General features: G+C 68.6%; 13 protein-coding genes. 4 read left to right on the forward strand and 9 right to left on the reverse strand.

What is annotated here, in order from left to right; genetic code table 11:
* Nucleotides 1–130: 130 nt before the first annotated feature.
* The 4 genes from ACZYYX_RS18980 to ACZYYX_RS18995 are packed head-to-tail and all read right to left on the reverse strand — an operon-like array spanning nt 131 to nt 4,492.
* The gene (locus ACZYYX_RS18980) at nt 131–1,273 is read right to left on the reverse strand and encodes an alkaline phosphatase family protein (protein ID WP_463816141.1); all 1,143 of its coding nucleotides are present in this window, start codon (nt 1,271–1,273) and stop codon (nt 131–133) included.
* 2 nt (nt 1,274–1,275) lie between these two features.
* The gene (locus tag ACZYYX_RS18985) at nt 1,276–1,716 is read right to left on the reverse strand and encodes a response regulator (protein WP_046364196.1); all 441 of its coding nucleotides are present in this window, start codon (nt 1,714–1,716) and stop codon (nt 1,276–1,278) included.
* Nucleotides 1,713–3,323: a sensor histidine kinase gene (locus tag ACZYYX_RS18990; protein ID WP_463816142.1), complete on the reverse strand. Its 1,611-nt coding sequence runs from the start codon at nt 3,321–3,323 to the stop codon at nt 1,713–1,715. The genes ACZYYX_RS18985 and ACZYYX_RS18990 overlap by 4 nt, the downstream gene beginning before the upstream one ends.
* Nucleotides 3,320–4,492, reverse strand: coding sequence for a PP2C family protein-serine/threonine phosphatase (locus tag ACZYYX_RS18995; protein WP_463816510.1), 1,173 nt, complete (start codon nt 4,490–4,492; stop codon nt 3,320–3,322). The genes ACZYYX_RS18990 and ACZYYX_RS18995 overlap by 4 nt, the downstream gene beginning before the upstream one ends.
* 262 nt (nt 4,493–4,754) lie before the next feature.
* Here ACZYYX_RS18995 and ACZYYX_RS19000 point away from each other — a divergent pair, with 262 nt between their 5' ends.
* The 3 genes from ACZYYX_RS19000 to ACZYYX_RS19010 all read left to right on the forward strand — a co-directional run bounded on the left by ACZYYX_RS19000 (nt 4,755) and on the right by ACZYYX_RS19010 (nt 7,035).
* Nucleotides 4,755–5,966, forward strand: coding sequence for an acyltransferase family protein (locus ACZYYX_RS19000; protein ID WP_463816143.1), 1,212 nt, complete (start codon nt 4,755–4,757; stop codon nt 5,964–5,966).
* 65 nt (nt 5,967–6,031) lie between these two features.
* Nucleotides 6,032–6,721: an Rv0518 family GDSL lipase gene (locus ACZYYX_RS19005; RefSeq protein ID WP_463816144.1), complete on the forward strand. Its 690-nt coding sequence runs from the start codon at nt 6,032–6,034 to the stop codon at nt 6,719–6,721.
* A gap of 20 nt (nt 6,722–6,741) precedes the next feature.
* Nucleotides 6,742–7,035, forward strand: a complete 294-nt coding sequence (locus tag ACZYYX_RS19010) for a Dabb family protein (protein ID WP_463816145.1) — start codon at nt 6,742–6,744, stop codon at nt 7,033–7,035.
* Here the strand turns inward: ACZYYX_RS19010 and ACZYYX_RS19015 are convergent.
* The gene (locus ACZYYX_RS19015; RefSeq protein ID WP_463816146.1) at nt 7,032–7,769 is read right to left on the reverse strand and encodes a glutamine amidotransferase; all 738 of its coding nucleotides are present in this window, start codon (nt 7,767–7,769) and stop codon (nt 7,032–7,034) included. The two genes, ACZYYX_RS19010 and ACZYYX_RS19015, sit on opposite strands and share 4 nt — an antisense overlap.
* 35 nt (nt 7,770–7,804) lie before the next feature.
* Between ACZYYX_RS19015 and ACZYYX_RS19020 the strand changes: the two genes are divergently transcribed.
* The gene (locus ACZYYX_RS19020) at nt 7,805–8,587 is read left to right on the forward strand and encodes an O-succinylbenzoate-CoA synthase (RefSeq protein ID WP_463816147.1); all 783 of its coding nucleotides are present in this window, start codon (nt 7,805–7,807) and stop codon (nt 8,585–8,587) included.
* Nucleotides 8,588–8,591: 4 nt separating this feature from the next.
* On the opposite strand, the gene aceA is transcribed toward ACZYYX_RS19020, so the two are convergent.
* Genes aceA through ACZYYX_RS19040 form a run of 4 tightly spaced genes read right to left on the reverse strand, consistent with a single transcriptional unit; the run spans nt 8,592 to nt 14,008 of the window.
* Entirely contained in the window at nt 8,592–10,880 is a 2,289-nt protein-coding gene (gene aceA / locus ACZYYX_RS19025; RefSeq protein ID WP_463816148.1) for an isocitrate lyase ICL2, read from the reverse strand.
* A gap of 36 nt (nt 10,881–10,916) precedes the next feature.
* The gene (gene upp, locus ACZYYX_RS19030) at nt 10,917–11,558 is read right to left on the reverse strand and encodes a uracil phosphoribosyltransferase (RefSeq protein ID WP_463816149.1); all 642 of its coding nucleotides are present in this window, start codon (nt 11,556–11,558) and stop codon (nt 10,917–10,919) included.
* Entirely contained in the window at nt 11,559–12,776 is a 1,218-nt protein-coding gene (locus tag ACZYYX_RS19035) for a URC4/urg3 family protein (RefSeq protein WP_463816150.1), read from the reverse strand.
* Nucleotides 12,773–14,008: a GTP cyclohydrolase II gene (locus tag ACZYYX_RS19040; RefSeq protein ID WP_463816151.1), complete on the reverse strand. Its 1,236-nt coding sequence runs from the start codon at nt 14,006–14,008 to the stop codon at nt 12,773–12,775. Before ACZYYX_RS19040 ends, ACZYYX_RS19035 begins: the two co-directional genes overlap by 4 nt.
* Between the last annotated feature and the right edge of the window lie 16 nt (nt 14,009–14,024).

The raw sequence follows: 14,024 nt of genomic DNA on the forward strand, positions 1-14,024 counted from the left end.
CGGCCAAATTGTGTGACAGCGGGCACATTACGCCAATTCGTACCGTGATTGTCACGAAAATGTGTGCGGCGCGGCCCTTTTCGTGATCAGCAGAGACCCAGGAAAGATGCTGTTAATCAACAGGATTCGGCTAACCCCGGGCGATGAGCAGCGGAATCAGCTGTTCTGCAGCCGTGAAGGAGCCGTGCTGACCCATCAGTGAGGATTCGATCGGCTCCACTGTGCGCCGCACCACACCGGAGGCCCCCTGTGCCGCAACCAACACATCGCCGAGGCGAACCATCGCCTCATCGCTCACCCGTGAGCCGAACCAGCCCGCCGCCACGGCTTCGTCTCGGCTGACGACCCAGGCCCGTTCGCCGAGCACGCCCCGCCACGCGGCCAGCACGTCGTCGGACGCACCGGGTTCGGCGTACACATGACGGGCCCGCACCTCGCCACCGATCGCGGCCACCCCGTCGTGAAGCAGCGGCTCGGCATCGGCATCCACGGTGTCGTCACCCAGCCTCACCATGCCGTGATCGGCGACAACCGCCAGCAGCCCGCCTGCCGGCAGTGCCCCGACGATCGACTCCACCATCCGGTCCACCTGGCGCAGCTGAAACCGCCACGCCGCACTTCCCGGACCGTGCAGATGGCCGACGAGGTCGAGGTCGGCGTGGTAGGCATAGCAGAAGCCACGGCCGGCCAGTGTCGCGCTGACCGCTGCGACGAGATCACCGATCGCGTGCACTCCGACGTAGTCGCCGCCCCGCAGCACCGCCCGGGTCAGACCGGAACCCGCGAACTCGGCTCCCGAGATCACGCGCACCGACACCCCGGCCGAGGCAGCCCGCTCGAACATCGTGTCCCGCGGCTGCACGTGCTCGGGCACCGCCCGCCCCCGCAGATCCTCACCCCAGGGGTGCGGACGCCAGCGCAGCGCATTGAGGACACCGACGTCCGGCAGCCGGAAGGTCATGCCCACTACGCCGTGCTCTCCGGAACGGCATCCAGTGCCCACCGCAGCGAGCCCCGCCGCCGTCGTCGCCGGATAGCCGGCGGTCAGGGTCGGCCCGCGCAGTGACGCCAGGAACGGTGCGTCGTCGAGATGGGCGTCGAGCAGCTCGGCACCGAGCCCGTCGATCAGCAGCAGGCATGCGCCCGCCGCCTCACCGACGTCGACGCTGCCCGTGAGCCTTGACGAGAACCCGGCGACACCCATCGCCGCGAGCAGCGACGGTGCCACGTCGGCGAGGTGAGCCGCCTGCGGATCGGGCCGGGGCAGGTCCACCTCTACGAGTGGGGGAGCCGGACCACCTGGACGAAGAACTCGTCGATCTGCCGAACCGCGTTCATGAACTGGTCGAGATCGACGGGCTTGGTCACGTAGGCGTTGGCGTGCAGCTTGTAGCTGCGCAGGATGTCTTCCTCGGCCGAGGATGTCGTCAGCACCACCACCGGGATGTGGTTGAGCTCGGGGTCGGACTTGATGGTCTCCAGGAGCTGACGTCCGTCGTATTTGGGCAGATTCAGGTCGAGCAGCACCAGATCCGGCCGCGGCGCGCCTTCGTACTTGCCCCGCCGGTAAAGGAAGTCCAGTCCCTCCTCGCCATCGTGAGCGACATGCAGATTGTTCTTGATCTTGTTGTGCTCGAACGCTTCCCGGGTGATCAACTCATCCCCCGGATCGTCCTCGATGAGCAGCACGTCGATGGCACGTTCAGCGGGGGTCATGACGACGATCCTTCCATCAGGGGTGCTGCACCGGAGACCGCGGCGTCGGAATCCACTGCCTTGTCCGAACGGCGGCTCGGCAATGTGAACCGGAAGCGGGTGCCGTCGGTGTAGTCGTTGTCGATCCAGATCGTCCCGCCGTGGTGTTCGACGATCTTCTTGCACAATGCCAGACCGATGCCGGTCCCGGTGTAAGCATCGCGGCCGTGTAACCGCTGGAAGATGACGAAGACCTTCTCGGAGAACTCCGCGGCGATGCCGATCCCGTTGTCGCTCACCGAGAACGACCATTGGCCGGAATCCGGGGGGCCGCACTCGATCACCACCCGCGGCGTCACGCCCTCGCGGCGGAACTTCACGGCGTTGCCGATGAGGTTCTGCCACAGCATGGTCAGCAGGGTCGGATCCCCCGAGATCGTCGGCAGACCGGCGGCCGGCCGTTCGATCTGCGCGCTGGTCTCCTCGATCGCGGTGGCCACATTCGCCAGTGCGGCGTCGACGACCGTGTCGAGATCGACTGCAGTCTCGGTGGCGCCCAGACGTCCCACCCGGGAGAACGTCAGCAGATCGTTGATCAGCACCTGCATGCGTTTGGCGCCGTCGACGGCGAATGCGATGTATTCGGTGCCGCGTTCGTCGAGCTTGTCGCCGTAGCGCTTCTCGAGCAGCTGACAGAACGACGCGACCTTGCGCAGCGGCTCCTGCAGGTCGTGGGACGCCACGTAGGCGAACTGTTCCAGCTCGGCGTTGGAGCGGCGCAGCTCTTCGGTCTGCTCGTCGAGCGCCTCGGTGGCCGCTCTTGATGACTCCAGTTCGTCGACGATCCGCCGGCGCATGTTGTCGACGTCGATCGCGATCAACCGGATGTCGCGCGGGCCCTGCGGCACGATCTGTTCGCCGAAGCTCCCCTCGGCGACCCGGCGGCACGCCTCGGCCAGCCGCCGCAGCGGTCGCACCAGGGCACGCCGCAGCACGATCGCCAGCACCACCATCGTCACTCCGAACGCGCCCAGCATCGCGAGCAGCACCCCGTTGCGCCACGCGCTGATCGACTCGAGTTCGGCGATACCGTCGGTGCGCGCCTGAGCGAGGTGCAGGTTCTGCTGGTCGAAGAGCATGCGCAACCGGTCGAACTCGGTTTTGCCGACCTCGGTGAGGGCGGGGGAGACAGCGTTGCGCACCCCGGGCTGCACCGCTGCGATGACGGGTTCGGCATAGCTGTCCCGCCACGACCCGGCGGCCTGCTCGATGTCATCCAGATCGGCGAGCAGGTCGGGCCGTTTCTGTTCGAACTGGCGCAGGTCGGCCGATGCCGTCGATTCCGTCTCACGCCCGAGGTCGTAGGGCTGGAGGAATTGGGGATCGGAGGAGATCACGTATCCGCGGACCGCGGTCTCCTGATCGCGCAGCGCCGCCTGCAACTGGTAGGCGGCCACCCGCGCTGGCCCCACGTTGTTGGTGAGCTGGCCGGACACCCGGTCGGTGCGGTTGAGCAGTACCGCGGTCGTGATGGCGCCGACGAGCACGACGAGCGCCATGATCGACAGCACCAGGTACTGCCAGCCTTCGACGGTCAGGGCGCGCATTCCGCGCTGGTCGGGGCTCATCGAGACGTCCTTTCCACTCGTACCACCGCGATGTCGTCGGCGATCCCGCCCTGCGCGTGCGCACGCTGCTCGACAGCGTCGATCAGCCCGTCGACGAACTGCGGCCCGGGCAGGTGTGCCAGCGAACGAGCGAGTTCCAGCAGCCCGTCCTCACCCAGCCGTTCGTTCCCGCGACCGACATGCCCCTCGAACAAACCGTCGGTGAGCAGTACGAGCCCCTTGCCCGGCGGCAGCTCCATCAGCTGAGGCGTCCAGTCGCCGACCCGCAGTCCGAGCGCGGGCCCGCCGGCGGGCTCGACCCACTCGACCGTGCCACCGCCATGCAGCAGCATGCCGGGGTGGCCGGCCCGCACTGCGGTGAGCGCCGACCCGTCCAGGGGCAGCGCCAGGCTGAGAACGGTGGCGAAGGTGCCTTTGCCTGCCCTTTCGGCGCGAAGGATGCGCTCGAGTTGACGCATGCGCTCCGCGCCGCGCAGCCCGGCGAAGGTCAGCGCCCGCCAGGCGATCCGCAAGGCCACCCCGAGTGCGGCCTCGTCGGGTCCGTGTCCGGCGACATCACCGATCATCACGTGCACGGTGCGGTCCGGCGTCTGGACGATGTCGAAGAAGTCTCCGCCGAGCAGTGCGTTCTGCCGGCTCGGACGGTACTGGGTGACGATGCTGACGCCGGGGTCGTCGAGCAGCAGCGGCGAAGGCAGCAGCCCCCGCTCCAGCCGGGCGTTCTCTCGCTCGCGAGACCGCGTGGCATGCAGGTCGACCGCGGTCAGTTCCGCGCGTTTGCGTTCGATCGCGTAGAGCACGGCGCGCCGCAAGGTCTCCGGATCGACTCGACCCTTGACCAGATAGTCCTGTGCGCCGGAGGCGACGGCCGCCGACGCGACGTGTTCGTCGTTCAGACCGGTCAGCACCACGACCGGAACGGTCGCGTCCCGGGCGGTGATGCGCGCCAGTCCCGCCACTCCCTCGGTGTCGTGCAGATGCAGATCCAGCAGTACGCAGTCGGGCCGCGACCCGTCGATCGCCTTCTCGGCGTCGGCCATCGACTCGGCCCACACGACATGCATGTCGACGCCGGCGTCGGCGATCAGCTCTTCGACCAGGACGGCGTCGCCGCGATCGTCCTCGACGAGCAGGACCTGCAGCGGCCCCCCGTCGCCCGGGACAGTCAGCTGACCCGGTGCTTCTCCGTGCGGCTCGTCACGCACGCTGACATCTTCGATTGACAATTCGCAAGACATTACCCGGGCCGTCACAGGATCTTCATAGGCGGGCTGCGGCGGCGTTGCGAGGCCTCTACATCAGCTTGCGCTGGTAACCTGCGTCCGGTCGCCGGTGTTTTCACCTCCGGGGAGGCGACCTGTCACGTTGCCCCGAGGATCGACGCCGTCGTCACCGCTTCGACGTTTTTCGAGGTGGTTCGTCGAGACCGAAATGAGTCGTGTGCGCACCGGTGAGATCAGGGCCCTGTCGGGGCTGCGCATCGTGGCCGCGCTGTGGGTGGTGCTGTTCCACTTCCGGCCGCTGCTGGCCGAGGCGTCCCCCGGGGTGCGCAACGCGCTGGCGCCGATCCTGAACGCCGGAGCCCAGGGTGTCGACCTGTTCTTCATCCTCAGCGGGTTCGTGTTGACGTGGAACTATCTCGACCGCATGGGTGAATCCTGGTCGACGCGCGCCACGCTGCGGTTCCTGTGGCTGCGGCTCGCGCGCGTCTGGCCCGTGTACCTGGTGACCATGCACCTGGCCGCGGCGTTCGCGGTGTTCACCCTCTACGTGGGACGGTTCCCGCTTCCGCCGGACGTCATCGCATCACTGAACGCGTTGAGTTGGCTCAAACAAGTGTTCCTCGTGCAGCTGTGGTTCCAGCCGTTCTTCGACGGTTCGAGTTGGGACGGCCCGGCCTGGTCGATCAGCGCCGAGTGGCTGGCCTACCTGCTGTTCGGCGGGCTGGTCCTGGTGGTGTTCCGCATCGCGGCGGTGACCCGGGCGCGCGGCTTGATGTGGCTGGCGGTCGCGGCCGCGCTGGCGCCCACGCTGCTGCTGCTCGCCCATGGCGTCTTCTACACGCCGTGGAGCTGGCTGCCCCGCATCATCATGCAGTTCACCGCCGGGGCGCTGGCCTGCGCTGCGGTGCGCCGGTTACAGCTCACCGACCGCGGCCGGCGTGCCGCCGGCGTCGCCGCGCTGGGTCTGGGCGCCGCGATCGTCGGCGGGCTCTACCTCCTCGACGCGTATCCGCCCCAGGACATGCTCGACGCCGGCGGGCTCATCGACGTGTTGTTCGTCCCGCTGGTCATCACGCTGGCCATCGGCGCAGGAACGCTGCCCGCGTTCCTGTCCACGTCCGTGATGGTCTACCTCGGTCACATCTCGTTCGGGCTGTACATGGTCCACGAGATCGTGCACACGATGTGGAACTGGGCGGTCCAGCAGTTCGCGATCACCCTGGTCCCCAGCTGGTCGGCGAAGTTCACCGTGATGGGCCTCGTCCTGCTGTCCGGGCTGCTGGCCGCGCTGCTCTACCACGTCGTCGAGGAGCCGGCACGCCGCTGGATGCGTCGGATGATCGAGCCCCGCAGACCGCCGGCCAGCCTCTCGGGTTCGCCGCAGGGCCGGCTGCAGACGGTCACTGCGAGGGCGGGATGAGGCGCGATCGTGATGCGCGGCGCGTCGGCGCGCGCGCCCGGCCGGACCGACCCTAGGCTGGTCCAGTGAGTCGTGCGCTGACGTGGATCCTCGCTGCCGCCTTGCTGTTCGGCGCCTTCAGCGCGCCCGCCCCGACGGTCACTCATCGCCAGGTGCGCACCCTCGACTATGCGATCAACCGGGTCGCGGTGATCGGTGATTCCTACACGACGGGAAGCGATCAGGGCGGTAACGGGCCGCAGGGCTGGGCTCCGCAGGTGTGGCAGGCGCTCAGCGATCACGGTATCCCGGTCACGCCCACCGTCGCCGCGGAAGGCGGCGCCGGGTACTGCACGCGCGGCAACCGCGGCAGCGTCTTCGAGGACCTGACGGTGCGGGCGGTCAAACCCAACGACACGCTGGTCGTGTTCTTCGGGTCGCGAAACGACATGAAGGTCGAACCGACGCGGCTGTCGATCGCGATGTACGGCACGTTGAATCTGGCCCGCCAGATCGCCCGGTCGGCGAAGATGCTGGTCATCGGCCCCCCGTGGCCGACGGCCGATCCGCCGCCGGAGATCCTGAGGATTCGCGACATGCTGGGCTACCAGGCCCAACTCGCCGGCGCGACGTTCGTCGACCCGATCGCCGCCCGGTGGTTCGTCGGCCGGCCCGACCTCATCGGGGCGGACGGTGTGCACCCCACCGACGCGGGCCACGCCTACATGGCGGACAAGATCGCGCCGCTCATCGGTACTCAGCTCGCGCCCTACTGAGGAGCTGTTACGGTGCGCGAGTGATCCGCAACGTGGTGCTTGCCAAGCTCAAAGACGGTTACGACGCCGCCGAACTCGCGCAGATCCAGCAGGGCCTGCGGGAGCTGAACTGCCCTGGCACGGTGGCGTACTCGGCGGGGACCGATGCGGGCCTGCGCGAGGGCAATTGGGATTTCGTCATCGTCGCCGACTTCGCCGACATCGACTCCTACCGCGCGTATGACGCCGACGCCGAGCACAATGCGCTGCGGGCTCGCCTGGCCCCGATGGTCGAGCAGATCGCGCGGGCGCAGATGGAGCTTCCGCCCGGCTAGCGGGCGTACCTGGCCGCAAAGGCGCGCAGGATCGCCATCGGGTGGGTGACCCTGCGGGCGCGCGCGGCATTCTTGAGCGCCTCCGCGGTTTCGGGCGCGAAGTAGCCGTCGTTCTTGTAGGCGTCGATGCGAGTGCACAACCCGTCGACGTCGAGCTCCGGATGGAACTGCGTGGCGTAGACGTTGGCGCCGACCCGGAACGCCTGGACGGGACAGTCAGGAGAGCGGGCCAGCCGGGTGACGTGATCGGGCAGGACCGAGGCTGCCTCCTTGTGTCCGCCGAACGCGTCGAAGGTGTCGGGCAGACCGGCGAACAGGGGATCGGCGCGCCCGTCGTCGGTCAGTTCGACGGTCAGCGGCCCGACGGGCTCACTGTGCGAGCGGTCGATGCGCGCCGCGACCGCGGCGCCGACGATGCCGATGCCGTAGCAGCAGCCCAGGAACGGGAAGTCCGCGGCGATGACGGCGGCCATCAGGTCGGCGAGTTCGTCCTCGACGCGCTGTTGCACCGGCGATTTCGTGGCCGGATCGTCGCTGACCGTGAAGGGCCCGCCGCCGAGGATGATGCCCGACCAGTCGTCCAGGTCCAGCTCGCCGAGCGGTCGATGGGTGAGCCCGATGCGGTGCAGGCTCCGCTCGTCGAGCCCGGCGAACCGCATCACCGATGCGTACTCGTCGGCAGCAGCGTCGTCCTCGCCACGGATCGACAACAGCAGGAATGGGGCACCGGCCACCGATCCAGCGTAGTCACGGGCTAGCTTGTCGAGCAGTGAGAACTCTGATCGATCTCGACGACGCACCCGTGTTCGCGATCCCCGCCGCCGGCGGCCCGCGGTTCGGGGTTCTGGTGGAGGGCCCGCAGGGCTGGGGTGAATTCAGCCCGCCCCCTGGGGCTTCCGACGAGGTGGCGGCGCGCTGGCTGACCGCGGCCATGGAGCCGAGCACGGTCGGCTGGCCCGACGCGCTGCGCGGGCGGGTGCCCGTCGATGCCGCCCGCCCGCCGGTGTCCGTCGGGTGCGACGAAGCCGACGCTGTCGACACGGCGGTCGCACGCATCCAGGGGGCCGGTCTGGACGTGGCCCATCTCGTCGACTGCAGCGCCCAGCAGGCCTCCGCGATCCGGGCCCGTGTCGACGTCCCGGTCGCCGTCGACGCCGACGTCCTCACCGCGGATCCGGACTGCGCCGATGTCGTCGCACTGCGGTGCGGGCCTCTCGGCGGAGTTCGTCGCGCGATGCGCCGCGCCGAGCGGCTCGCAATGCCGGTGCTGGTGGCGTTCAGCGGAACCACCAGCATCGGGGTCGCCGCCGACGTCGCACTCGCCGCCGCGCTGCCCGACCTGCCCTACCCCTGCGGTCCCGTCCCGCAGTGGCTGCGCGACGGTGACGTGGTGTCGAGCGCGCGGTCGCTGGTGCCCTGCGACGGTCACCTTCCCGCCGCGCCGATGCCTGCCGGGCCCGACGCGACCCGCCTCGCGCAGTTCCGCGTCACCGACACCGCGATCGTCGCGCAGTGGCGCGACCTGCTGCGCCGCGCCGCCGCGCTGCTGTAGGGCGTCAGTCCTGCTTGCTGATCAGCCGCGTCAAGGCCTCGCGGTCGGGGTTGAGTAGCTCGTCGATCCGCGGCTGGTTCACGTCGGCGACGATGATCTCGCCGACCTCCTGGTAGACGTCGCTGAAGATGCCGTGGCTCTTCATCTTCTCGGTCTGATAGATGTTGTCCTCGGTGGGCGTGACGTAGTAGACGATCTCGGCCTTGAAGCGGTGGATCAGCCACAGATGGATCACGTCCATCAACCGCTTCTGCCGCAACTGCTCGGCGAACGTGTTCTGATCGCGCACCGTCAGGATGCTGCGGCCGTGCCGATCCTTGATCGGGTCGACCACGACGTTGGCCAGCGGCTCCTCCCCGTCACCCAGGATCTGCAGATCCAGCACGTCCGAGCCGGCCCGTCGAGGACGCAGCTGCACGCGCAGCTTCTCCGGCAGTTCGTTGTGCGCACTCCACAGCGCCAGCCAGTCCTCGAGCAGCTTCTTGGGCACCTCGGTCTGCACCAGGTGCTGGTGCTGCGTGGAGCCCTTGCCCATCGACTTCGTGGTCGCCGTCCGCCCGGACGAGGCCGCCAGCGCGGCGTCGGAGCGCGGGCCACCGACGAGCGTTTGCGGTGTGCGATACGGCGATTCGACGAGGCGCATCTTGCGCTGCAACCGCGCCAGGGCCAGCATGCCCTCCTGGCGTAGCGACGTCGCGAACTCCTCGGACGCCACGCCGTCGACCTGATGGCCGCCGTAGGTGATGAAGTTGAAGACGAACCCCATCTTCCCGATCTCCTCGGGGAACGCGCGCATCTCCTCGTCGGTCATCCCGGTGGTGTCCCAATTGAACGACGGCGAGAGGTTGTAGGCGAGCATCTTGTCCGGATAGACCGCATGGATGGCGTCGGCGAACTGCTTGGCGTCGGCCAGGTCAGCGGTCTTGGTCTCCATCCACAGGATGTCGGCGAACGGGGCGGCGGCCAGGGACTTCGCGATCGCGTAGGGGATGCCGCCGCGCACCTGGTAGTACCCCTCGGGCGTCTTGGCCCGTTCGCAGTCCCACGCCGCGTCGGCACCGAGTTCCTTGGCTTTCTCCCGCGCGATGTAGAGCGGTGCGCGTTCGGCGAACTCGCGCCACTGACCGGCGCTCATCGCCGCCGACTCGCCTTCGCGCTCCCGGAATTCCAGCAGGTCGGCGACCGCGCCGGCGTAGGTGTCGAGGCCGGCGTCGTCCTGCCAGGCATCGACGAAGCGGGACTCGACGGTGTCGAACGCCGCGTCAAGGGATTGCTCTGCCCCGTCCTGCCATGCGGCCGCGGTCTGGTCGATGACCTCCAACACGCCGTGGCGGCCCAGCCAGGCCTCGGCGGTGGCGTACTCGCCGTCGGGCAGCGCGTAGAGCAGGTGACCGTTCAGCTCGGTCACGCCCTTGTCGTAGAAGCGACGCACCATCGCCAGGAAGCACGACTTGTACGACGGAATCCTGAGATTGGTGACGCCGAGCAGGAACGGCTGATCGCGTTCGTCGGCCCGGCTGTCGATCAGGTTGGCCGCCTCGGCGTCGGTGCGCGCGACGATGATGCCGGGCACCCGCATGATGTCGAGCTGGAAGCGAGCGGTGTTGAGCCGCTTGATCTGCTCGTCCGACGGCACCAGCACCTTGCCACCCTGGTGGCCGCACTTCTTGGTTCCCGGGCGCTGGTCCTCGATGTGGTATCCGGGCACTCCGTTCTCGACGAAGCGACGAATCAGGTTGCGCACGTGAGGATCTCCGCCATGGCCGGTGTCGGCATCGGCGATGATGAACGGCCGGTAGTCGTATTCCGGGGTGGCCGCCCGCTGTTCGGGAGTCATCTGCAGCCGCAGATACTGCTGGTTGCGGTCGGCAGTCAACAACGCGCGCACGATGCCGGCAGCCTCCTCGGGCACCTGGCTGAGCGGATAGCTGGCCAGATCAGGTCCCGGGTCCTCGCTGATCGACCCCTTCGCCGAGGTGGCCCAGCCGCCGAGGTAGATGCCTTCGATGCCCATCCGCTTCATCACCACGGCCTGGCCGGGGGAGTAGGGGCCGAAGGTGGTGATGCTCTTGCCCTGGGCGAACAGCTCGCGCAGGTGGGGGTGGAACGCGGTGGCGGCCTCGCGCGCCACCGGGTAGTCGGCGGGGATCGTGCCGCGCTGCTCGGCGACCTGACGTGCGGTGTAGAGGCGGATGATGCCCTCGAAACGGGGACTGTCGAAATAGCGCTGGGTGTCGACGACATCGCGCTCGAACGGGGTCTGGGGCGCGAGGTCAGCTTCGGTGATGGCCATGACCCACCCTAGAGCCGGGCATGAGCGGGCGGGGAGCTATTTGGTGCCGAAGATGCGGTCGCCGATGTCGCCGAGGCCGGGCAGGATGTAGCCGTTGCTGTCGAGCTCCCGATCGATGGCGGCGGTGAAGATCGGCACGTCGGGGTGCGCCTTCGTCATCGCCGCGATCCCCTCCGGACAGGTGACCAGGCAGACGAATTTGACCGATGTGGGGTGGAGCTCGCGGACCCGCTCGACTGCCGCGACCGCCGAGTGTCCGGTGGCGAGAAGCGGATCGAGCACCACGACGTCGCGCTCGGCCAGATCGCTCGGCATCTTGAAGTAATACTCCACGGTGACTTGGCTTTTCGGCTCGCGGTAGAGCCCGATGTGGCCGACGCGAGCCGAGGGCACCACGTCGAGCATGCCGTCGAGGATTCCGGTGCCCGCCCGCAGCACCGAAACGAACACCACCTTCTTGCCGTCGATGACAGTGCCGGTGGTGGTCTCCATCGGAGTGTCGACCTCGACCTCGTGCACGGCGAGGTCACGTAGCACCTCGTAGGCCATCAGGGCCGACACCTCGCGTACCAGGCGACGGAAGGTGTTCGTCGACGCGTCGCGGCGCCGCATGAGCGTGATCTTGTGCTGGACCAGCGGATGGTCGACCAGGTGCACCCCGGACACAGAGGAAGTCATCTAGAACACCGTCCCGTCACTGACCACGTTCAGCGGGGGCAGCCCGCCGCGTAACCGCTGCGCGGATTCCCGCCCGGCCGCCCATGTACCGCCTTCCAGCACGCACGCGAGCGGCAACTCCTCGACCCCGAGCCGCTCACGCACCAGCGGGGCGATCTCGTCGAGCAGGGCCACGGTCAACCCACGCCATTCGACCACCAGTTCGTCGGCGGGCGTCCACGGTCGAGCGGCGACCGCGGGATCGCGCAGCCGCACTACGGCGCCGTCCAGTAACAGGCCGCCGTTGCGGTACTCGGGCAGCCCGGTCAGCGCGTCGATCCCGGTCACCGTCACACCGGCCCACTGCAGCGGCTCGATCAGTGAATAGGTGAGCCACTGCGAGAGCTTGTGAAACGGAAGCCAGCCCGCGGTCGCGCCGGGACCCGCCACCGCGTCGTGGCGCCAGCAGTCGCCGAGTGGTTCACCGTCGATGACGTTGTGCGACGGCCAGATTCGCGATAGCGAGGTGAGCAGCAGGACCAGCAGGTCGTGGGCGTCCACTGTGCCGGAGGAGGACGAGGAGGCGTCGAACAGGCCGCCGGGCCTGCCGTGCGGACCGAACACATCGGGTTGGTCGGCGAGCGCGGCGCCGAGACTGCGCATCAGCGCAACCCGGCCGGACAGGCCGACGAGCGGATTGTCGGCGGACACCTGCAGGACGCTGGCGAGATCGTCGTCGGTCAGGCCGCGCAGCGCGTCAGCATCGACCTGCAGCAGGTGGTCCGGATCGCTGGAGAACGCGCCCGCCGTGAAGCCGTGCCAGCTGGCCACCGCGAGGCCCTCCGAGCGGTGGTAGCGCACTCCGTTCTCGACGAACGCCCACTGCGCACCGGCCCCGGCGTCGAGCAGCACGCTCACCACGGTGAGGTCGATCATGGCCCGGGCGCGGTCGCTGTCCGGCACGTCACCGAGCAGATGCGTGAGCTGGCCGGTGCGGTCGACACCGCCGGCGGCGAAATGCCGCCAGCGGCTGTGCGGCGGGATGTCCAGATCGGGAAACCGGCTGCGGGTCAGCGCAGCGACGTCGTCGGCGACGCGCTGGAGGGCGCCGTCGTCGACGGTGAACCAGCGGGAGTCACCCGCCCGGGCACGGTCGAGCAGCGACGCCGACCGTGTCCGCACCGCCGTCGTGGTGCGCAGCACCTCCGCAGCCTCAGCGGCCTCGGCCGGGGCCGTCACCCCTGCAGCCCCCTGCCTTTGACTTGCTTGAGTTCTTCGGCGTCGGGAACCTCACCGGGCGTGTAGTAGCCGGCGGCCATCTTCGCGTCGATCTCGACGCGGGCATCGGCGGGGATCAGCTCGTCGGGAATGGAGACACGTTCGCCCACGGCGATGCCCGCACCGGTGATCGCGTCGTACTTCATGTTGCTCATCGACACCAACCGGTGGATCTTCGTCACCCCGAACCAGTGCAGGACATCGGGCATCAACTCCTGGAAACGCATGTCCTGCACGCCCGCAACGCATTCGGTGCGAGTGAAGTACTGGTCTGCGGTGTCACCGCCGACCTGGCGTTTGCGCGCGTTGTACACGAGGAACTTGGTCACCTCGCCCAGCGCGCGACCTTCCTTGCGGGAGTACGCGACCAGCCCGACCCCGCCGCGCTGGGCGCCCATGATGCACTCCTCGATGGCGTGGGTCAGGTACGGCCGGCAGGTGCAGATGTCGGAGCCGAAGACGTCCGAGCCGTTGCACTCGTCGTGCACCCGCGCGGTAAGCTCGACGGTCGGGTCGGCCAAGTGCTGGGGGTCGCCGAAGATGTACACCGTCTGACCGCCGATCGGAGGCAGGAACACCTCGAGGTCCGGACGCGTCACCAGTTCGGGATACATGCCGCCGGTCTCTTCGAAAAGCACACGGCGCAAATCGTTTTCGCTGCATCCGAAGCGTGCGGCGACACCGGGCAGGTGCCACACCGGTTCGACGGCGGCCTTGGTGACCTGCGCCGCGCCGGTCCCGAGCAGGATGCGCCCGTCAGGGATCAGCCGGCCTTTCGCGAGCGCATCGGCGATCTCGGGCAGGATGACCTGCGCTTTGGTCACCGCGATGGTGGGCCTGATGTCGATGCCTGCGGCGATCTGGTCGGCGAACGCCTCGGTGACCATCGCCCCCCACGGGTCCAGACTGACGATGGTCGTCGGGTCCGTCCACTGCGGGAACGGGCCGATGCGATCGGTCGGCGCTGTGTCGGTCAGGTCGGCGCGGTGGTCGGGGGACAGCTTGCCCGCGGCGACGGCCAGCGCCCGGTAGACGCCGTAGGCGCCACTGTGCGCGCCGATCACGTTGCGGTGCGCACGGGCGGTGGTACCGACGATCGGACCGCGCTCGGCGGCCGTCTTCGCGCCCCAGTGCAGAGCGGGCGCGTCGATCCCCCCGCTGTGCGACGTCAGTCGGACGTGTCCGGTGGGCATCGGTGTCCTCCGTTTG

This window comes from Mycobacterium sp. IDUB_1 (assembly GCF_055419625.1).